Genomic DNA, 19,605 nt, shown 5'->3' on the forward strand with positions numbered 1-19,605 from the left:
GCCGCGCAACCACATCCGGGTCAGGCCGCCAGAACCACGTCGAGGGGCGCCTCGAAGGTCAGGACCGCGCCCTCGCGCGGGTAGCTCATCTGGGCAGTCCCGCCGAAGCTGTGGGCGAGGCTGCGGGCGATGAGTCGCGTGCCGAATCCCGTGCGGGTCGGCGGCGTGACGGGCGGTCCGCCGCTCTCCTCCCAGCGGAACCGGAGGGTCCGGCCGTTCGCCGCCTCGGCCACGTTCCAGGTGATGCATATCCAGCCGGCGGCCACCGACAGCGCCCCGTACTTGGCCGCGTTGGTTCCGAGCTCGTGCAGCATCAGCGCCAGGGTCATGCCGTGCCGCGGGCCGAGCGTCAGGTCGGGACCGGCGATGCGGAACCGGCCCGCGACGCCGTCCCCGTGGAGCGACACGGCCCCCTCGACCAGGCCGCTCAGGGAGGCCTGCGTGAAGGATCCCTGCAGCAGCACGTCGTGCGCCTTCGCGAGCGCCAGGAGCCGCGCGGCCAGAGCCTCGCCGGCCGCCTCCAGCGACGGCGCGTTGCGCATGGTCTGCGTCGCGACGGCCTGAACCATGGCCATGGTGTTCTTCATCCGATGGGCGAGTTCCTGCATCAGCAGCGTCTGTCGCGCCTCGGTCAGCTTCTGGTCGGTGATGTCGCGCGACACCGCCAGGATCCGCTCGGGCCGGTCCGGCGTCGCGCCGATCGGCGTGACGGCCACGTCCCACCAGCGGAGCGCTCCGCCGGCCTCCGACTGGGCCTGGAACCGGCTCGGGCGGCCGAGCCGCGCCCGATCCAGCGCGTCGACCACCGCCTCGCGGTCCTCAGGCCGCGTCCAGGCGTCGATCCAGGGTCGGCCGATCGCCTCCGCCTCGTCCCCGGCGGCTGACAGGGCCGGGCCATCGTCGCTGGCGGTGATCAGGCGCCCGTCGCGGTCCAGCAGTTCGAGGTAGTCGTTCGGGGCCTGCGGGAGACCGATCGGGCGTGGGCGGCCGGAGGTGCGCGGCTTCGCCTCCGGCCCGAACCCGGCCGGCTCGCCGGGCGTCGGCCCGCGCGGCGCCTCNGTCGGCCCGCGCGGCGCCTCGGCCCGCTCGGCCGCCATGCGTCCGGCCTCGGCGCGGCTCGCCGCCTCGATGATCCGGCCGAGCCGCCGGCTCCGCTGCCGCTCCCAGTCGGCCTGCGCGGTCGCCGCGCTCAGCAGGCTGCGCAGGCGGATATTCTCCGCCTCGAGCGTCTCGACGCGGCGCTCCGCCCCGTCGATCCGCGGCCGTACGATGTCCACTTCCATCGCCCGCCCCCCTCGTCATCCCGACGGAGCGCCCGTGCGCGGCGCGCCGCCGGAGGTCCCCGACCGCGCGGCGCGGCAACGGATGTCGATGGCAGGGCCGCACCGGCGGTTCAGACCGCTTCTGGTGCCGGTTCCCCGCCCGCAGCCGAGCGAATCGTTGGATGTCTCACGCTAGCATGGTGCGCGGGATTATCAAATCAGTTCGGTATTCGCCTGCGGCTGAGAACTTGTGTTGGGCCTCTGTGCGGGTGCGAAGACGGTTACTTGTTTCGCATCAGCAGCACGAGCCAGCCGATCCCGAGGATAAAAATAATCAAGCCGATCGAGACGAACACGGGCGTCCCGAGGTCGATGAGGCGGGGCGCGAGCTGCGTGGCGAAGGCCGCCACGACCAGGGCGACAGCGACTCGCGCGGCCGCGCGCTCGATGCCGCGCGTGACCTTGTCGAGGCCCTTCACCTCGATCTCGACGGTGACGCGACCCTGCTTCAGCCGCACAAGCATCAGGTGAATCAGGGTCGGCAGCTCCGAGGCGGCGCCGTAGAGGCCGACGCCCAGGGCCTCGGCCTTCTGCTTGAGGGCGGAGAGCGAGAACTGCGTCTGCATGCTCGCCCGGACCGTGGGGCCGGCGGCGGCGAACAGGTCGAAATTCGGGTCGAGGTGGCGCATCACGCCGTCGGCTGTGACCAGCCCCTTGAACAGGATGGCGAGGTCGGTCGGCATGGCGAGGTCGTTCTCGCGGGCCATGTTCATGAAGTCGGTGAGCACCAGCCCGAGATTCAGCGGGATCGACGAGTGGCTCTCAACGAAAGACTGGGCCGAGACCTGGAGGCGGGTGAGGTCCGGGTTGCTGGTGCCGGTCCAGTCGAGGAGCACGGCCATGAGCCCGTCGGCGTCCTGCTTGAGCATGGCGCCGATCAGCACGAGCAGCTGCGAGCGCCGCCGCTGCGACAGCCGGCCGATGATGCCGAAATCGATGAAGCCGATCTTGTTGCCGGGCAGCGCCAGCATGTTGCCGGGGTGCGGGTCGGCGTGGAACACGCCCTCGATCAGCGCCATCTGCAGGAACGCGTCGGTGCCCTTCTGGGCGAGCAGCTTCTTGTCGATGCCCGCTGCGCGGAGGGCCGCCTCGTCGTTGGGAGGGATTCCGTGGATGAAGTCCTGCACCAGCACCCGCTCGGAGCAGTACTCCCAGTGGATCTTCGGGAAGACGATGTCGTCGCGGTCCTCGAAGATCTGGGCCAGCAGCTCGCAGTTGCGCGCCTCGTTGAGCAGGTCGAGCTCGCCGTTGAGACCCTCCGCGAGGTGGCGCATCTGCTCCCGCGGCTGGTAGCGGGCCATGTCGGGCCACTCGTTCTCGACGATGCGGGCGCCGTGCGCCATCAGGCGCAGATCCGCCTCGATGATCTTGCGCAGGTTCGGCCGCAGCACCTTGACGATGACGTCCTCGCCCGAGTGCAGTCGCGCCCGGTAGACCTGGGCGATGGACGCCGAGGCGATCGGGTTGGTGTCGAACTCGGCGAACACCTCCATGGGCGAGCCGCCGAGATCGAGCTCGAGCTGCGGGCCGATCTGCTCCCACGTCACCGGCACGACCTGGCTGTGGAGCTTCTGCAACTCCTCGGTCCAGGCCGGCGACAGGAGGTCCGGCCGGCTCGCCAGCACCTGCCCGAACTTGATGAAGGTCGGCCCGAGCGCCTCGATCGCCCGGCGCAGGCGCTCCGGCTCGGATAGGCGCGTGACGTCGACCCGGGGCTGGCGGCGCGGCAGGAGCGGCAGGTAGCGCAGGCCGAGCCGGTCCACGACACGAGTGACGCCGAAGCCGATGAGGATCGTCGCGATCTCCGACAGCCGCTGGCGGTCGCGGGCGGCAACGAAGGCTGTCTTCAGCATGAATGGAGCGATCCGGTCGGACGGGATTGGGCGTCCGGACAGCACGAGCATAAGGACTTTTTTGCGGTCGCGAACCCCGTCCCGCCCCGGCGCCTCAACTTAAGCGGCGCAGGGCGGGGCCGGAATGCGCGCGATCGGGAGGGCCGGCCGCCGTCAGAAGGCCGGCTCCAGCCCGCTGGTCCGGTAGGCCTCGGCCGCCTGCGGCGTCGTCAGCCCAGCGAGGAACCGGGCCGCGCCGTCCCGGTCCGCCGCGCCGCGCAGGATCGCTGCCGAGAAGGTTGTCATCTCCTGCACCGGTTCTGGGAGGGGGCCGACCACCTCGATGCCGGGCACGACCATCAGCTCGCTGATCTGCTGGACGGCGATGTCGGCCTCCCCGGAGACGAGCTTCTCGGCCGTGAAGCCCTGCGGGATGATCGTCGCCCGGGCGTTCACCGCGTCGGCGAGGCCGAGCCGCGGCAGCAGGCCGGCGAAGTAGATCCCGCTGGCGCCCGTCCGCGAGTAGGCCACCGACCGCGCCGCCAACAGGGTGCGCTTCAGCGTCTCGACGCTCGCGATGTCCGGATGCGGAGCCCCGGCCTTGACGGCGATGCCGTAGCGCGAGCGCACCACGTCGACGCGGCTCTCGGGCTCGACGCGGCCCTCGGCGACGAGCCGGTCCATGGCGTCCGACAGGACGAGTACCGCGTCGGCGGTCTCACCCGCGGCGAGGGTCTTCATGATGACGGTGGTCGGCGCCCAGTGGATCGCCGTCCGGCCGCCCGCGGCCTCGAAGGCCGGGACCACGTACGCGTCGAAGGCGCCGCGCACCACCAGGGCGCATTTGAGGCGTGTCTCGGGTCGCTCGTTCGGCATGGTGTGTCCAGTCTCTCGTCCCAGGAGGTGCGGGCGGCCGAGCGCCGAAGCGTTGGACCGTCACCGCGAGGGCTCGACGCGGGAATAGTCGATCGCCGTGAATCCGCCGCCCTGGTAGCGCTCCGCCACCGGGTTGCCGCTCGTCTTCCCGTCCAGCGCCGCCGCGTGGGAATCGGCGCTGTCCTGCGGTGCCCAACCGATGACGGCGCGCCCGTCTTTCTGCCACCAGGTCATGCGGCTGTTGTTCGACGCGCCCCAGATCACCACCGAGCCCGTCGGGCCGAGGTCCGGGGCCAGGGTGGCGCGGGTGATCAGCCGGGTCAGGTCGGCGTAGGACAGCCACGTGGCGAGCATCCGCGCGTCGGTCGGCTCCGGGAAGCACGAGCCGATCCGCAGAAAGACGCTCTCGACCCCGTGCTTGTCGCGGTAGAGGCCGCCCATCAGCTCGCCGTAGGCCTTGGACAGGCCGTAATAGCCGTCGGGCGCGAGGCCGCAATCGTCGTCCAGCACTTCCGAGCGCGCGTGGAAGCCGATCGCGTGGTTCGAGGAGGCGAAGATCATTCGGGCGCCCTCGCGCCGGGCCGCCTCGTAGGCGTGGTACAGGCCGCGGATGTTCGGGCCGATCACCGTCTCGAACGGGTGCTCCACCGAGATCCCCCCGAAATGGAGGATCGTGCCGCAGCCCTCGGCCAACCGGAGGATCGCCGGCCCGTCCTCCAGGTCGGCGACCTGGAAGCGCGCGCCCTCCGGCAAGGGGTCGGGAAAGGGGACGCGGTCCGTGAGCCGGAGCGCCCAGCCCTGCGCGCCGAGCGCGCGGGTCAGGACGCGCCCGAGGGCACCGGAGGCTCCGGTCAGGAGGACGGGTTTGGGCGGGACGGTGTCGGCGCTCATGGGACGCTGCTCCAGATTCCGGCGGCCTTGGCCGAATGCTGTTGATCAGACGGCCTTGGCCGCCGCGAGGGGGCCGGCTTCCGCGGGGTCGCGCGGCCGCCGCACGAAGATCGCCATCGCGACGACGCCGGCCGCCGCGATCACGGCGGCGATCACGAAGGCGCTGGCGTAGCCCCCGAGATACTGCACGGCCAGCCCCGTGGCGGTCGGCCCGATGATGCCGGAGATGTTGCTCAGGAGGTGGATGAAGCCGCTGACGCCGCCGACCCGCGCCTCGGGCACCAGCTCGTGGATCGTCGCCCAGCAGGATTGGACGGAGCTGGTCAGCATCAGCACGGCCAGCGCGATCAGCGAAACCGCCATGGCGGTGCTCGTCGCGGCGTTGACCGCGAGCAGGGCCACGCCCGCGACGGCCAGCGGCACGATCGTGGTGATCTTCCGCGCGGCGAGTTTGTCGCCCATGCGCGTGTAGACGAAGTCGGCCACCACGCCCCCGCCGACATAGCCGACGAAGCCGCAGGCCCAGGGGATCGACGCCACCAGGGCCATCTCCTTCACCGGCATGTGCAGCGCGTCCGTGAGGTAGCTCGGGAGCCACGAGAGGAAGATGTAGAGGGTGTAGTTCACCGCGAACATCCCGAGCCCGAGCGACAGGGTGCTCGGCAGGAACAGGTACTCCCTGAGCGACCGGGCATGGTCGGAGGGTGCGAGGTGCGTGACCGCCCGGCTGCGCTCCACGAGGGCGATCTCCTCCGGATCGACCCGGGGATTGTCCTGCGGCCGGTCAGTCATGAACATCCGCCACGCCACGACCCAGAGCAGGCCGACGGCGCCGATGGCCACGAACGCCACTCGCCAGCCGTACTGGATCGCCAGCAGGCCGACGACCGGCGCCGCGATGGCGCTGCCCACCGTCTGGCCCGAGAAAGTGAAGCCGATGGTCCGCGCGGTCTCCTCGCGGGGGAACCACGTGGTGATGGTGCGGTTCGTGGTGGAGTTCATCGGCCCCTCGGCGAAGCCGAACAGGGCGCGGACGATGAACATCTGGGCGAAGCCGGTCACCGCCCCGGTGAGCATGCACAGGACCGACCAGGAGGCGGCCGCCCAGGTGTAGACGCTGCGCGGCCCGTAGCGATCGGCGAGCTGGCCGCCCACGAAGGCGAACAGCGCGTAGCCGAAGAAGAACGTGCTGAAGATGACCCCCAGCTCCGAGGGGGACAGGTTCAGGTCCTGCTTGACGAAGGGCGCGGCGACGCCGAGCGCCGCTCGGTCCATGTAGTTGATGATACCGGCGATGAACAGCAGGAACGCGATCAGGAACCTGTAACGCTTGGCGAACATGGGCATCCTCCAAAATATTTATGATTTTCTTTTCTTATTTGATTGGTGCGGCCCGGCGGTCAGAGGTCACGGTTCGATTGCCGCCGGTTCCGTTTCTCTTGCCCTTCGAGGGGCACGGTCGGGCCCGCTCGCGGCGCGGGCCTGAACGCGTCGGCGCCTCCTACAGGAACGCGACCGTGCAGGGACTGAGGCTCGGGCGCGAACCCGCCCGGGTCAGGTCTCCGGTCTCCAGATCGACGGCGAAGGCGACGAGGCAGTCGCCCTGCTCGTTGGCGACGAGCAGGTGGCCTCCGTCCGGTGCCAGGACCATGAAGCGCGGATCGCGGCCGCCGGAGGGCGTCCAGCCCGCAGGTACGAGGCGCCCGGTCGGGTCCACCCGGAACCGCGCGATCCCGTCCTGCCCGCGGTTCGACGCGTAGACGAACCGTCCGTCGGGCGTGACCGCGATGGCCGCGGCGGTGCTCGCGCCGAAGAAGTCCGGCGGCAGGGTCGAGGCGAGGTGCAGGGGCGTCAGCGTCCCGGCCTCCGCGTCCCACCGGCAGGTCGCGACGCTCGAGTCGAGTTCGTTGACCAAGAAGGCGAGGGGCTCGTGCGGGTGGAACGCGATGTGGCGCGGGCCGGCGCCGGGACGCATCGCGGTCTGCGACACGATGGCGAGCCGCTCACCCGCGAGCTTCAGGACGAAGACGCGGTCGAGGCCCTTGTCGGGGACGATGACGTGGCGACCGTCGGGCGACAGGACCACGTGGTGCGGGTGGGCGCAGGCCTGCTCGGTCCGGTGCGGGCCCGGCTCGCCCGGCAGCGGCAGGACCTGACACGCGGGCTCCAGGCCGCCATCGGCGCGCACCGGCATGAGGGCGACCGATCCGCTGGCGTAGTTGGCCACGATCAGGAACCGACCGCCGGGGTCGAGGGCCTGGTGCACGCTGTTGGTGCCGCCGGTGGCGGCGCTGCCGAGGCCGCGCAGGGTGCCGTCGGGCTCGAGCGCGAAGGCGCTCGCCGCCTCGCCGTCGCCCTGGACCGTGTAGAGGATCGCGCGCGCCGGGTCGGTCACCAGGAAGGACGGGTTCGTCAGGTTCTCGACCCGGCCGAGATGCGTCCAGTCGCCGAGGTCGCGACCGGTCCGGTAGATGTCGATGCCCCGGCCGCGCGCCCGGCGCCGCTCGGTGGTGAAGCAGCCCACGAAGGCGAGGCCGCGGGGGGCGGGGTCGGTCATGCGGAGCATCCGGATCGGGGATGGGTCTGCGGGGGCAGCCGGCGGGATCGACGGTGCGGGGATGCCGGTCGCCCGGGCGCGGCGGCCCCTGCGCCCCGGGAGGCGATCCCGCTGCCGCTCTCCGGCGCGCCGCGCGTGTCCGGGGAGCCGATCACGGTCGATCCTCCCGCCATCGGCTCAGGCCCGCCGCGGGGTGCGGCGCAGGAAATCGGGATTGAGTTCGGACAGCCGGTTCACCCCGATCAGCGCCATGTCGCGGTTGAGCTCCTCCTTGAGGATCCGCATCGCGTGCTCGACGCCCGCGACGCCGCCGAGCGCGGCGGCGAACATGAAGGGCCGGCCGAGCAGGACGAAATCGGCGCCGAGCGCCAGGGCCTTCATCACGTCGGTGCCCCGGCGGATGCCGCTGTCGACGATGATCTTCAGCCCGCCCTTCCGGGCGGCGATCTCCGGCAGCACGTCGAGGGGGGCGACGGCGTAATCGAGCTGGCGGCCGCCGTGGGTCGACAGGATCACGCCGTCCGCGCCGCAGTCCCGCGCGATGTCGACGTCCTCCGGCGCCAGCAGGCCCTTCACCAGCAGGTTGCCGGACCAGCGCTTGCGGATCGCCTCCAGGTTCTTCCACGAGAGCTGATCGCGGGCGATGGTGTTGCGCACCGCGCCCTGGGACATCATCGGCGGCCCGCGCTCGGCCTCGGTGTTCTCGAAGTGCGGGGCCCCGTGCTTGAGGAAGGTGCGGGCGACGGTTCCGAGCAGCCAGCGCGGGTGGGTGGCGCTCTGCCACGCCACCTTCGGCGTGACCTTGATCGGCATGGAGAAACCGCTGCGGATGTTGTGCTCGCGGTTGCCCAGAGTCGGCGTGTCGGCGGTCACCACGAAGGTCCGGTAGCCGGTGGCCTCGACCCGGTCGAGGAGGCGGTCGATCCGGTTCTGGTCGCCCGGCAGGTAGCCCTGGAACCAGGCCTGCGGGTTCTGGGCGTGGACGTCCTCCAGCCTGATCAGCGAGGAGGCGCTCAGGCACATCGGCAGGTTCATCCGCCGGGCCGCCTCGGCGAGCACGAGGTCGCCCCGGTAGGCGATGAAGGCGGCCCCGCCCAGCGGCCCGATCCCGAAGGGCGCCGCGTAGGTCTGGCCGAACAGCGTGGTCGCGGTGTCCCGCGCCGAGGTGTCCCGCATCAGGCGGGGGACGAGGGCGTAGTCGGCGTAGGCGCCGCGGCTCTGCGCCAGGGCCGAGCCGGTCTCGACCCCGCCGGAGACGTACTGGAAGATCATCGGCGGCAGGAGCTTGCGCGCGTGCCGCTCGAAATCGTCGAGCGCCAGCAGGTCGCGGAACCGGTAGGGCGTGACAGCGTCGCTGCGCTTCAGGCTGGTGACGATGGCCTCCGGGGCCGCGATGCCCGCCGCCGTAGCGTCCGCGCCGCCGACCGTCGGCGCGGCGCGCTCGGGGGCTCCCAGTCCGGAGGCCGGCCGGTCGAGCGTCGCCATCGGGTCCTCCTGTGGGCCGCCGGATCGAGCGGCTCTTTGAAAGCGCTTTCAGATAGCCAGCGGCCGGGTGGAGTGTCAATATACTGCCGGTTCGCGCCGGCTCTGCTGGCCGGGCCTCGCCGCGTCGCGTACCCGGGGGCGAGGCGCTCGGGGCCGCTCGGGAGGAGGATCGATCCCAGTGCTGGACCTGCCGGAGGAGATCCTGGAGCCGTCGACGCGCAGCCCGGTTGCCCGGGACGTCGCCCGCCTTGCCGGTGTCTCGACCGCGACCGTCTCGCGGGTGCTCAACGGTTCCGCCGGGGTGCGGGCCGACAAGCGCGAGGCGGTGATGCGGGCCGCGCAGGATCTCGGTTTCGTCGCGAACGGCGCGGCGCGGGCGCTCTCGACGCGCCGGTTCATGGCGGTCGGCGCCGTCGTGCCCAACATCGAGAACGAGGCCTTCGTGCGCGTCCTGTCGAGCTTCCAGGACCGGCTGCGGCAGGCGGGCTACACGCTGGTGGCAGCCAACGCCGGCTACGACCTGGAAGACGAGCTGCGCGAGGCGACCTTCCTGCTGGAGCGCGGTGTCGACGGGCTGATGCTGGTCGGTGACATCCACCACCCGGACCTCCACGCCCGGATCGCCCGCGCCGGCATCCCGATGGTCCAGACCTTCAGCCTGTCCCGCGAGCGCCCCTGCGTGGGCTTCGACAATGCCGCCTCGGCCGCCCGGGCGGCCAACTACCTGATGGATCTCGGTCATCGCCGGATCGGGGTGATCTCGGGCCTGCGCAAGGACAACGACCGCGGCGGCGCCCGGGTGACGGGCATCGCGGCGGCGCTCGCGGCCCGCGGCCTGCAACTCGCCCCGGAGCACGACATCGAGATCTCGTACGGGATCGGCGGCGGCCGCGACGGCTTCCGCCAGATGCTGGCGGGCGGGCCGCCGCCGACCGCGATCATCTGCGGTACCGACCAGATCGCCTTCGGAGCGATGATCGAGGCGCGGGCAAGGGGGCTCTCCATTCCCGGTGACCTGTCGGTGATCGGCCACAACGATTCGGATTTCGCCCCCTTCCTCGACCCGCCGCTGACGACGATCCGCATCCACTCCGCCGAGATCGGCCACGCCGCCGGCGATCACCTGATCGCCCGGATCCGGGGACGGCCGATGGTCCGCCTCACCGAGATCGACGCCGAGCTGATCCTGCGCGCCAGCACGGCCCCGCCCCGGAACGCCGGTGGCTGACCTGCGCTATCTTGCCACCCGTCTGAAATCGCTTACAACGTGCGGACCGGCCCCGGCCGGACTGCGGCCACTCCGGAACACAGCATGGCACCCCGCATCGTTCTCCTGCACGCGACGCCGGTCGCCATGGCGCCGATCCAGGCCGCCTTCGCCGAGCGCTGGCCCGAGGCCGAGACCGTCAACCTGCTCGACGACGGCCTGTCCCTCGACCGGGCGAAGGAGCCGGGCGCGATCTCGGAGGGGATGATCGAGCGCTTCGTGCGGTTCGGCCGCTACGGCCACGACATGGGCGCCGACGGCATCCTGATCACCTGCTCGGCCTTCGGGCCGGCCATCGACCGGCTGATCGAGACCGTGCCGGTGCCGGTGCTCAAGCCCAACGAGGCGATGTTCCGCGCGGCGATCGCGCAGGGCGCGCGCATCGGCATGCTGGCGACTTTCGGGCCCTCGGTCGGCACGATGACGGACGAGTTCGAGGAGTTCGTCGCGGAGTCCGGGCGCCCGGCGAGCCTCCGGACAGTCCTGGTGGACGACGCGATGGCGCGGCTGCGCGCCGGCGATGCCGAGACCCACAACCGGCTGATCGCCGAGCGCGCGCCGGACCTGCGCGACTGCGACGCGATCATGCTGGCGCATTTCTCCACCTCGCGGGCGGCCGAGGCCGTGCGGAAGGCCGTCGACGTCCCTGTGCTGACCGCGCCCCACGCAGCGGTGGACCGGATGCGGGCGATGATCGAGACCGGCGGGAGCGCCTGACCATGAAGCTCGGTGCTTTCAGGAATCGTCTCAGCGGCCATTGCGGCTTCCTGTTCACGGAGCTGCCGCTCTCGGAGCGCTTCGCGGCCGCCGCCAGGGCCGGATTCCGCGCGGTGGAGCACCCGAATTTATTTGCCACCCCAGCCCGCGAGGTGGCTGGCTGGCTGGAGCGGGCGGGCGTGCCTTTGGTCCAGACAGGCTTTCCAGCCGGCGACGCGTCGAAGGGCGAGAAGGGGTTTGCGGCCCTGCCCGATAAGATCGACTACTACCGGTCGACCATCGAGCCGACCCTGGACTACGTCGCGCAGCTCGGCTGCCGCATGGTCCATCCGATGGCGGGTGTCAGGCCCGCGGGGGCCGAGCAGGCGAAGCTCTGGGACACGTACCTCGAGAACCTCGCCTTCGCGGCCGACGCCGCCAGGGCCCGCGGTATGACGGTCATCGTGGAGCCGATCGGTCCCGGCTCGATCGCCAACTACGTGATCGATGACCCACTGGTGGCGGTGGACGCGATCCGGGCGATCGGACGCGATAACGTCAAGCTGCTGTTCGACGCCTATCACTGCGTCTGCCTGGGTCACGACCCGGCGGCGCTGATCCGCGATCACGCAGCCCTCATCGCCCACGTCCAGATCGCCGATGATCCCGGCCGTCACGAGCCGGGAACTGGCACGATCGCGTTCGATCCGATCTTCGCGGCGCTGGAGGAGGTCGGTTATGCCGGCTTCGTCGGGTGTGAGTACCACCCCGCTTCAGGCACCGAGGCTGGCTTAGGCTGGATGAGGGCGGCGGTTTAGCGGGTCCGATTCAACATCACCGCCGTCTTGGCGAGCGCAGCGAAGTAATCCAGCCGCGTCACGCTTCCTGATGTTCCACTGCCCTGGGTTGCTTCCCTGCGCGCGCATAGACGGGGAGCGCCGCCTGAAGCTCAGCCGAGTAGCCGTGCCCGGCGCTCGAGGACGGTTGGCCAGACCTCGGGATTGACGAGCCTCGGCGGCATCTCGCCCCGGAGCAGGCCGACGATCTGCTCGGCCCCCCAGGCGGCCACGTTGCGCCGCGCCTCGTGGGTGACGCCGGCGGTGTGGTAGGTCGCCACCACGGTGTCGAGCTTCAGCAGGGCCGCGTCGAGGGGCGGCGGTTCCGGCGCCCAGACATCGAGGCCCGCCCCGGCGAGATGTCCGGCGGTGAGCGCGGCGGCGAGTGCCGCCTCGTCGTGGACCCCACCCCGGGCGGTGGTGATGAACAGCGACCCCGGCTTCATCGCCCCGAAGGACGCGGCGTCGAAGCTGCCCCGGGTGGTGTCGTCGAGGGGGCAGTGCAGGGAGACGATGTCGGCCTCGGCGAGCAGTCGCGCCCGGTCCACCGGCTCCGCGCCGCGGGCCCGGATCTCCGCGTCCGGGAGCAGGGGATCGTGGGCGAGGACCCGCATGTCGAAGCCGCGGGCCAGCTTGGCAACCTCCCGGCCGGTATGGCCGATCCCGATCAGGCCGAGGGTCGCGCCGCCGATCTCGTGGCCCATCAGCGATTCGCGGGTGAAGCCGCGCGCGGTCCGGAGCAGGCGGTCCGAGACGCAGATCTTGCGCGAGACGGCGAGCATCAGGCCGATCGCCAGCTCCGCCACCGAGCGGGCATTGCCGCCCACTTGGTTCACCACCGCGACGCCGGCCCGGGTGCAGGCGGCGGCGTCCACCGTGTCGAAGCCCGCGCCGGCCGACGAGACCGCGATCAGGTTCGGGCATTCGGCGAGCAGCGCGTCGGTCACGTGCCAGCGGCGCGGCAGCTCGTCCCGCGCCGGCGAGACGTGGAGGACGTGGGCCCGCGCGAGCAGCGCCGCGAGCACGTCCTCCGGTCCCTGCAGGTCGCCGACCTGCAGGTCGATGTCGGGCTCGGCCCCGAGGCGCGCGTCGAAGACCGGGTTGATCCAGACGTTGAATCGGCAGACGCGCTTGGGGGCCGCCACCCGGTTCAGCCCTTCACCACCGCGTCGATCGCGTCGATGACGTGATCGATGTTGTGGGTGTTGACGGCGGCGACGCAGATCCGGCCGGTCTCCAGGGCGTAGACCTCGTGCTCCTCGCGCAGGCGGGTGGCCTCGGCGGGGCTCAGGCCCGTGTAGGAGAACATGCCCTTCTGCGCCTTGATGGCGTCGAAGCCGCGCTCCGGGTGGCGCTGCTGCAGGCTGTCAGCCATACGCTCGCGCATGGCGCGGATCCGGTCGCGCATCTCGCCGAGCTCCCGCTCCCAGTCGGCGCGCAGCTCCGGATCGGTGAGCACGATCTCGACGATGGCCGCGCCGTGGGTGTGCGGGTTGGAGTAGCTCGCCCGGACGAGCCGCTTGGCGAAGGCCTCGACCTTGGCCTTCGCGGCCGGGTTCTCGGCCACGATGGTCAGGGCGCCGACGCGCTCGCCGTAGAGCGAGAACGACTTCGAGAACGAGGAGGCGACCAGGAACTCCTGACCCGACGCGGCGAACAGGCGCACCGGCTCGGCGTCGGCGTCGAGGCCGTTGCCGAAGCCCTGGTAGGCGATGTCGAGGAACGGGATCAGGCCGCGCGCGGCCATCAGGGGCACGAGGTCGCGCCACTCGTCGAGGCTGAGATCCGCGCCGGTCGGGTTGTGGCAGCAGGCGTGCAGCACCACGATCGAGCCCTTCGGCAGATCCTGGAGATAGGCCTTCATGGCCGGGTAGTCGGCGCCGCCGGTCTCGGACGAGAAGTAGGGATAGTCGACCACCGTGAAGCCGGCCTGGCCGAACAGCGCCTTGTGGTTCTCCCAGCTCGGGTTGCTCACCGCCACGGTGGCGTTCGGGTAGAGCTTGGCCAGCAGGTCGGCGCCGGTCTTCAGGGCGCCCGTGCCGCCGATGCTCTGGAGCGTCGCGGCCCGGTTCTGGGACAGGATCGGCGAACCCTTTCCGAACAGGAGTTCCTGGACCGCGTCGCGGAACGGCTTCGTGCCCTCGATCGGCCGGTAGGTCTTGGGCAGGCCCTTCTCGATCCAGCGCTTCTCGGCGGTCTGCACGACGCGCAGGCGCGGCACCTTGCCGTCCGCGTCCGTGTACACGCCGACCACGAGGTTGAGCTTCTTGGGGCTCGGATCAGCGTTGAAGGCCTCGAACAGGCGCATGATCGGATCGAGCGGCGCGTCCTGGATGCCGGCGAACAGCGAGGTCATGATCGTCAATCGTCCCAGAGGGTCTCGGCCGGCGACGCGGGGCGGGGCGCCGGCACACCCGGCGACGGGCCGGGCCGACGCCCTTATTCCGCACAACGCGCCCGCCCGCCAGCGCTTCCGCGCGCATCAGCGTCCCGATCCGCTCAACGTTCTGCGCAACGACGCGCCCGACGACGGGCCGGGCGATCGAAATTCGGCGCCCTTCCGGTCGGGGCGCCGACGGTCCTAGAGTACCGCCATGATCCGTCGCCTCGTCCCGTTCCTCGCCCTTCTCCTGGCGGCCGCCCCGGCCGTCGCTCAGGCACCGGTGCGGATCGGTCTGTCGGCGCCGCTGACCGGACCGGACGCCGCCTTCGGCCAGGGACTGCGGCAGGGCGCCGAGCAGGCGGTGGCCGACCTCAACCGCGCCGCGGGCGGGCGCCCGCGCTGGGTCCTCGTCCCCCGAGGCGGAGAGCGTCGCGGCCGGGGGCTACGCGGCCGTGGAGCTGCTGGCGCAGGCGACCGAGCGCGCCCGTGCCGCCGATCCCAAGACCGGCCGCATCGCCGACGGCCGCAAGGTCGCCGAGGCCGTCCGGACGGGGCCGTCGCGGACGCTGCTCGGATCGGTAGCCTTCGACGCGCGGGGCGACCGTGCCGGCGCGCCGATCGCCCTTCGGATCTGGCGCCGGACGCCGGACGGGAGCCTCGACTACGCCGGCAACGACGCGGAGCCTTGAAAGCCGGCAGAACGTGTCGATGACGGTACGTGTTCGGCGTCCGTGACTTGCGGCCGGTTCCCGCGGGGACTACATGCGGGCGGTGCTGCTGAGCTGGCGCGGGCGGTCCACCGGATCGGATCCGCGCCCTGCGGCGTTTCCCGAGCTCGATGACAGCCGAACACGCATTGCCGGAACGCCTGCTGCCGGACGGTCCGACTGGAGAAGGTGCATGGCGAAAGAAGAATTGATGCAGTTCGATGGTCTCGTGATCGAGATCCTGCCGGATGCGCGCTACCGCGTGCAGCTCGACCAGGGCCACGAGATCGTGGCCTACACGGCCGGCAAGATGAAGAAGAACCGCATCAAGACGCTGGCCGGTGACCGGGTGACGGTCGAGATGTCGCCCTACGATCTCGAGAAGGGCCGCCTCGTGTTCCGTCACAAGGACGAGCGCTCGTCCGGGCCCCGCCCGCCGGTGCGCGGCGGTCAGTTCCGCCGCCGTTGACGACCGGGCGCGCGAGCCGGATCTCCCCGGCCGCGCCCGCTTACCTCCTGCTGACCGTCACGGCGCTCCTCTGGGCCGGCAACGCCGTCACCAGCCGCTGGGCGCCCGGTCACGTCTCGCCCCAGGTCATCACGACGCTTCGCTGGGCGGTCGCCTGCCTGGCGCTGATGCCCTTCGCCGGGCGCCGGCTCGCCGCCGCGTGGCCGCTGCTGCGGCCGCACTGGCTGCGCATCCTGCTGATGGGCGGCCTCGGCTACACGGCCTTCAACTGCCTGTTCTACGCGGCCGGGGTGCATACCGGCGCGATCAATCTCGCCCTGTTCCAGGGGGCGATTCCCGTGCTGGTGATCGTCCTGAACCGGCTCGCCTACCGGGTGCCGGTGACGCCGGGACAGGTGCTGGGCGTGGCACTGACCCTGGTCGGCGCGGGCCTCGCGGCGACGCACGGCGACCTGTCCGTGCTCACGACCCTGGCGTTCAACCGCGGCGACGTGCTCGTCTTCGGCGCCTGCCTGCTCTACGCGGGCTACACGATCTTCCTGCCGACGCGCCCGAAGGTGCCGGCCCTGGTGTTCTTCGCCGCGATGGCGGTCGCGGCCCTCGTCACCTCGCTGCCGCCGCTCGCCGTCGAGTGGGCCACGGGCCACGCCGTCTGGCCCAACCGCGAGGGCTGGCTGATGGTCGTTTTCGTCGGCCTCGGGCCGTCGCTGCTGGCGCAGCTCTTGTTCATGCGCGGCGTCGAGATCATCGGCCCGAACCGCGCCGGGCTGTTCGTCAACCTCGTGCCGATCTTCGGCGCGATCCTCGCCGTCCTGCTGGTCGGCGAGCCGTTCGGGACGACGGAGGCCGCCGCCCTGGCCCTGGTCCTGGCCGGGATCGCCTGCGCCGAGCGCCTGAAACCGGCGCCCGCCGCGGCGGCGACTCCGGAAGCCGCCTACTCGCAGACGCGGACGCGGCGGATGTAGACGTCGCCGTAGGCATCGTAGGTCCGGCGGCGCTCGAAGTGGCAGACCGGGCCGTAATCCTCCTCGACGTAGACCGGCGGCGGGGCGCGGTAGACCGGGCGGCCCGGGTAGTAGCCGTTGTTGGCCGACGCGATCGCGCCGCCGACGGCCAGGCCGCCGAGCACGCCGAGGGCGGCNGGCAGACCGGGCCGTAATCCTCCGCGACGTAGACCGGCGGCGGGGCGCGGTAGACCGGGCGGCCCGGGTAGTAGCCGTTGTTGGCCGACGCGATCGCGCCGCCGACGGCCAGGCCGCCGAGCACGCCGAGGGCGGCCGCGCCGCCGGCGCCGATGCCGTCGCGGGCCTGGGCGGCCGGCGCGAGCGTGGCGAGGCTCCCGACGACAAGGCTCGTCGCGAGAAGGTACTTCATGACATCCCCCTGAAAGCAGGCGATTCGTGCCGATCGATCGGCACAGAGCTGCTACCACACCCGAGCTTTGGGGCGTTTGTTCGGCCGCACGTGCCGGCTTGACGTGAGGTGCTCCGCCGCACCAAACCCGGGGGCGAGCCGGGGCGAGCGAGAGGAGCGGCGACCGTCATGGTGACACGGGGCTTCGTCGGACGCAGGCAGCCGCCCGAGACCGGTGCGCGCCTGCCGCCGGGTCAGTACCTGACCGACGACTTCCCGATCCTCCAGATCGGCCCCAACCCGACCGTCGACATGGCCACGTGGCGGTTCACGCTGCGCGAGGGGTCGCGGCCGATTAAGGCGTGGAGCTGGGCGGAGTTCGAGGCGCTGCCCCGCACCACGTGGCGCGGCGACATCCACTGCGTCACCAAGTGGTCGAAGTTCGACACGACCTGGGAAGGCGTCAGCTTCGACGACATCCTGGCGGATGCCGGGATCGCGGCGCCGACCGGCTACCTCCTGGCGGAATCCCACGACGACTACACCACGAACGTGCCGGTGGCCGACCTCGTGGGCGGCCGCGCCCTGGTGGCGACGCGCTACGAGGGCCAGCCGATCCATCCGGATCACGGCGGCCCGGCCCGGCTGTTCGTGCCGCACCTCTACTTCTGGAAGAGCGCCAAGTGGGTGAAGGGCCTCCGGTTCACCCAGACCGACACGGCCGGCTTCTGGGAGCTCCGCGGCTACCACATGTACGGGGATCCCTGGCGTGAGCAGCGCTACATCGGTGACTGAGGCGGTGGCTGAGGTGGTGACTGGCGCGGTGACGGACACAGTGACTGACCCGGCCTTCGAGCCCGTGATCTTCCGCTGGCACGAGGCGGAGATCACCGCGATCGCACCGGTCACGCCGCACGTGAAGAGCGTCCGGCTGCGCTGCGGTCTCGCCGAGTCCTACCGGGCCGGGCAGCACGTCGACGTCCGGCTCACCGCCGAGGACGGCTACCAGGCGCAGCGCAGCTACTCCATCGCCTCGGCGCAGGACGGCAGCGGCACCCTGGAGCTGATGATCGAGGGCCTGCCGGACGGCGAGGTCTCGGGCTGGTTCTCGCACTGCGCCGAGGTCGGCGACCGGGTCGAGCTGCGCGGGCCGATCGGCGGCTCGTTCTCCTGGGACGGGACCGACGGCGGGCCGCTGCTCCTCGGCGGCGGCGGGTCCGGCGTGGTGCCGCTCCTGGCGATGCTGCGGCGGCGGGCGCAGCACTGGCGGGCGATCCCGACGGCGCTGATCTACTCGGCCCGCACCCGCGCGGAGGCGATCGCGGTCGCCGAGCTGGAGCGGCTCGCCGAGACGGATCCCAACTTCTCCCTGCATCTCGCCACGACCCGCGAGCCCGGCGGCAAGCGGATCGACGCGCCCCTCGTCGCCGATGCCCTGGCGCGGATCGGGGCGCCCGGGAAGGTGTTCCTCTGCGGCTCGAACCGGTTCGTGGCCGCGGCCTCGGACCTGATCCTGGCTCAGGGAGTCGCCCCGGGCCTGATCCGCACCGAGCGCTTCGGTGCCTGAACGAGGCCTGGCGCTTTCCGGTGGAGGATCTCGGCTCTGTCGTCGTCGCGAGTGGAGCGAAGCAACGATGATAGAGCGGGTTGCGCCGACCGAAGCGTTCAGCCGGAGGCCGTATCAGGGGCTGAAGATCAGCACGAGGTAGACGAAGAACAGCACGAGGTGCACCGCGCCCTCCAGCACGGTGGTGCGCGAGCCCGAGAAGGTCTGGGCGCTGAGGATCAGCGTCACGGCGAGCAGGGTCATCTCGGTGGGCGTGAGGCCGAGCACCACGGTCTGGCCGGTGAGCAGCCCGATGGTCAGGATTGCCGGCACGGTGAGGCCGACCGTGGAGGTGGCCGCACCCAGGCACAGGTTGATCGCCCGCTGGAGCTCGTTGCGGGCCACCGCTTTGAGTGCCGAGATCCCCTCCGGCGTGAACACGATGGCGGCGATCAGCACGCCGCCCAGCGCCGTCGGCGCGCCGAGCGCCGCGATGCCGTGGTCGAGGATGACCGCGAGGCTCTTGGCCAGGATCACGATCGGCAAGACGTTGGCGAGCAGCAGGCCGACATGCTTGGCCACGCTGCCGCCGGAGACCGGATCCGCGCCGTGCGACGGCTCCGCCGCCTCGAGGACCTCCGCGTCGATGAAGAACTCGCTGTGGCGTCCGGTCTGGATCAGCAGGAACACGCCGTAGAGGGCGAGGGTGAACACCGAGAACGTCACCGCCTGCAGGGTCGTCAGGGTCCCGTCGCTGGTGGAGCTGGTGAAGTTCGGGATGATCAGCGCGATGGTGGTGAGCGGGATGATCACCGACAGGAAGGCCGAGGCACCCTGGAGGTTGTAGCGCTGCTGGTGGTGGCGCAGGCCGCCGACCAGCAGTCCCAGCCCGACCACGCCGTTCAGCACGATCATCAGCACCGCGAACATCGTGTCGCGGCCGAGCGTCGGCGCGTCCTTGGCCGACAGCATCACCGCGGAGATCAGCGCCACCTCGATGATGACGATGGCCAGAGTCAGGACCAGGGTGCCCAGGGGCTCGCCGAGGCGATGCGCGAGCTCCTCGGCCTCGTGCACCACGCCGAAGGCCGCCCAGACGATCACGCCGAGCAGCCACGCGAACAGGCCCGCCGCGAACAGGGGCTGCGACAGGTCTCCGAGCCAAGCCTTGCCGAACCACGCGAAGGCAACAACCGTCGCCCAGGCTACCGCCACCCGCAGGGCTGCCATCATGATGAACGTCTACTCCGGCCGGATCGCGTGAAGGCTGCGATGTGCGAGCCTCGACCGTGCCTTAGCAGGTCGCCGCACCGGTGTCGGCCTCTCGTCCGCGCGACGACCGGGCGGGCGGTCAATCGTCCGGCAGGAGATCGTCGCGAGCCGCG

At 71.3% G+C, this 19,605-nt stretch carries 19 protein-coding genes; 8 read left to right on the plus strand and 11 right to left on the minus strand.

Annotated elements, in window-relative coordinates:
• Positions 1-20 precede the first annotated feature (20 nt).
• From MMR14E_RS21325 to MMR14E_RS21355, 7 genes are all read right to left on the minus strand, one after another.
• The gene (locus MMR14E_RS21325) at positions 21-1,283 is read right to left on the minus strand and encodes a sensor histidine kinase (RefSeq protein ID WP_331317049.1); all 1,263 of its coding nucleotides are present in this window, start codon (positions 1,281-1,283) and stop codon (positions 21-23) included.
• A gap of 260 nt (positions 1,284-1,543) precedes the next feature.
• Positions 1,544-3,175, minus strand: coding sequence for an ABC1 kinase family protein (locus MMR14E_RS21330; RefSeq protein WP_331317051.1), 1,632 nt, complete (start codon positions 3,173-3,175; stop codon positions 1,544-1,546).
• Between the two features lie 153 nt (positions 3,176-3,328).
• A complete protein-coding gene (locus MMR14E_RS21335) occupies positions 3,329-4,030 on the minus strand; it encodes a substrate-binding domain-containing protein (RefSeq protein ID WP_331317053.1) in 702 nt (233 codons plus the stop codon).
• Positions 4,031-4,090: 60 nt separating this feature from the next.
• Complete coding sequence (locus MMR14E_RS21340) at positions 4,091-4,921, minus strand: NAD(P)-dependent oxidoreductase (RefSeq protein WP_331317054.1); 831 nt, start codon at positions 4,919-4,921, stop codon at positions 4,091-4,093.
• A gap of 45 nt (positions 4,922-4,966) precedes the next feature.
• Positions 4,967-6,262, minus strand: a complete 1,296-nt coding sequence (locus MMR14E_RS21345; RefSeq protein WP_331317055.1) for an MFS transporter — start codon at positions 6,260-6,262, stop codon at positions 4,967-4,969.
• 160 nt (positions 6,263-6,422) lie between these two features.
• A complete protein-coding gene (locus MMR14E_RS21350; protein WP_331317057.1) occupies positions 6,423-7,478 on the minus strand; it encodes a lactonase family protein in 1,056 nt (351 codons plus the stop codon).
• A gap of 177 nt (positions 7,479-7,655) precedes the next feature.
• Positions 7,656-8,963, minus strand: coding sequence for an alpha-hydroxy acid oxidase (locus MMR14E_RS21355; RefSeq protein WP_331317059.1), 1,308 nt, complete (start codon positions 8,961-8,963; stop codon positions 7,656-7,658).
• 178 nt (positions 8,964-9,141) lie between these two features.
• Between MMR14E_RS21355 and MMR14E_RS21360 the strand changes: the two genes are divergently transcribed.
• From MMR14E_RS21360 to MMR14E_RS21370, 3 genes are all read left to right on the plus strand, one after another.
• Entirely contained in the window at positions 9,142-10,191 is a 1,050-nt protein-coding gene (locus MMR14E_RS21360) for a LacI family DNA-binding transcriptional regulator (protein WP_331317061.1), read from the plus strand.
• Positions 10,192-10,275: 84 nt separating this feature from the next.
• Positions 10,276-10,947 (plus strand): aspartate/glutamate racemase family protein, encoded by a 672-nt coding sequence (locus tag MMR14E_RS21365; protein WP_331317062.1) that lies wholly within the window; start codon positions 10,276-10,278, stop codon positions 10,945-10,947.
• A gap of 2 nt (positions 10,948-10,949) precedes the next feature.
• Positions 10,950-11,744, plus strand: coding sequence for a hydroxypyruvate isomerase family protein (locus MMR14E_RS21370; protein WP_331317064.1), 795 nt, complete (start codon positions 10,950-10,952; stop codon positions 11,742-11,744).
• Positions 11,745-11,875: 131 nt separating this feature from the next.
• Here MMR14E_RS21370 and MMR14E_RS21375 read toward each other — a convergent pair whose 3' ends face one another.
• Both MMR14E_RS21375 and MMR14E_RS21380 read right to left on the minus strand, forming a co-directional pair.
• Entirely contained in the window at positions 11,876-12,907 is a 1,032-nt protein-coding gene (locus MMR14E_RS21375; RefSeq protein ID WP_331317066.1) for a hydroxyacid dehydrogenase, read from the minus strand.
• Positions 12,908-12,912: 5 nt separating this feature from the next.
• Positions 12,913-14,118: an amino acid aminotransferase gene (locus tag MMR14E_RS21380; protein ID WP_331317067.1), complete on the minus strand. Its 1,206-nt coding sequence runs from the start codon at positions 14,116-14,118 to the stop codon at positions 12,913-12,915.
• A 479-nt stretch (positions 14,119-14,597) separates the two neighbouring features.
• On the opposite strand from MMR14E_RS21380, the gene MMR14E_RS21385 reads away from it, so the two are divergent.
• The 3 genes from MMR14E_RS21385 to MMR14E_RS21395 all read left to right on the plus strand — a co-directional run bounded on the left by MMR14E_RS21385 (position 14,598) and on the right by MMR14E_RS21395 (position 16,286).
• Positions 14,598-14,834 (plus strand): hypothetical protein, encoded by a 237-nt coding sequence (locus MMR14E_RS21385; protein WP_331317068.1) that lies wholly within the window; start codon positions 14,598-14,600, stop codon positions 14,832-14,834.
• A gap of 211 nt (positions 14,835-15,045) precedes the next feature.
• Positions 15,046-15,321, plus strand: a complete 276-nt coding sequence (gene infA, locus MMR14E_RS21390) for a translation initiation factor IF-1 (protein WP_012320343.1) — start codon at positions 15,046-15,048, stop codon at positions 15,319-15,321.
• The gene (locus MMR14E_RS21395; protein ID WP_331317069.1) at positions 15,318-16,286 is read left to right on the plus strand and encodes a DMT family transporter; all 969 of its coding nucleotides are present in this window, start codon (positions 15,318-15,320) and stop codon (positions 16,284-16,286) included. Before infA ends, MMR14E_RS21395 begins: the two co-directional genes overlap by 4 nt.
• Here MMR14E_RS21395 and MMR14E_RS21400 read toward each other — a convergent pair.
• The gene (locus tag MMR14E_RS21400; RefSeq protein ID WP_419539387.1) at positions 16,256-16,450 is read right to left on the minus strand and encodes a hypothetical protein; all 195 of its coding nucleotides are present in this window, start codon (positions 16,448-16,450) and stop codon (positions 16,256-16,258) included. The genes MMR14E_RS21395 and MMR14E_RS21400 overlap by 31 nt on opposite strands.
• Before the next feature lie 413 nt (positions 16,451-16,863).
• On the opposite strand from MMR14E_RS21400, the gene MMR14E_RS21405 reads away from it, so the two are divergent.
• Positions 16,864-17,469, plus strand: a complete 606-nt coding sequence (locus MMR14E_RS21405; protein ID WP_091927177.1) for a sulfite oxidase-like oxidoreductase — start codon at positions 16,864-16,866, stop codon at positions 17,467-17,469.
• Between the two features lie 28 nt (positions 17,470-17,497).
• Positions 17,498-18,241 (plus strand): FAD-binding oxidoreductase, encoded by a 744-nt coding sequence (locus MMR14E_RS21410; RefSeq protein WP_419539388.1) that lies wholly within the window; start codon positions 17,498-17,500, stop codon positions 18,239-18,241.
• 114 nt (positions 18,242-18,355) lie between these two features.
• On the opposite strand, the gene MMR14E_RS21415 is transcribed toward MMR14E_RS21410, so the two are convergent.
• Positions 18,356-19,453, minus strand: coding sequence for a calcium:proton antiporter (locus MMR14E_RS21415; protein WP_331317071.1), 1,098 nt, complete (start codon positions 19,451-19,453; stop codon positions 18,356-18,358).
• Between the last annotated feature and the right edge of the window lie 152 nt (positions 19,454-19,605).

Source organism: Methylobacterium mesophilicum (genome assembly GCF_036441335.1).
Classification (GTDB): Bacteria; Pseudomonadota; Alphaproteobacteria; order Rhizobiales; family Beijerinckiaceae; genus Methylobacterium; species Methylobacterium mesophilicum_B.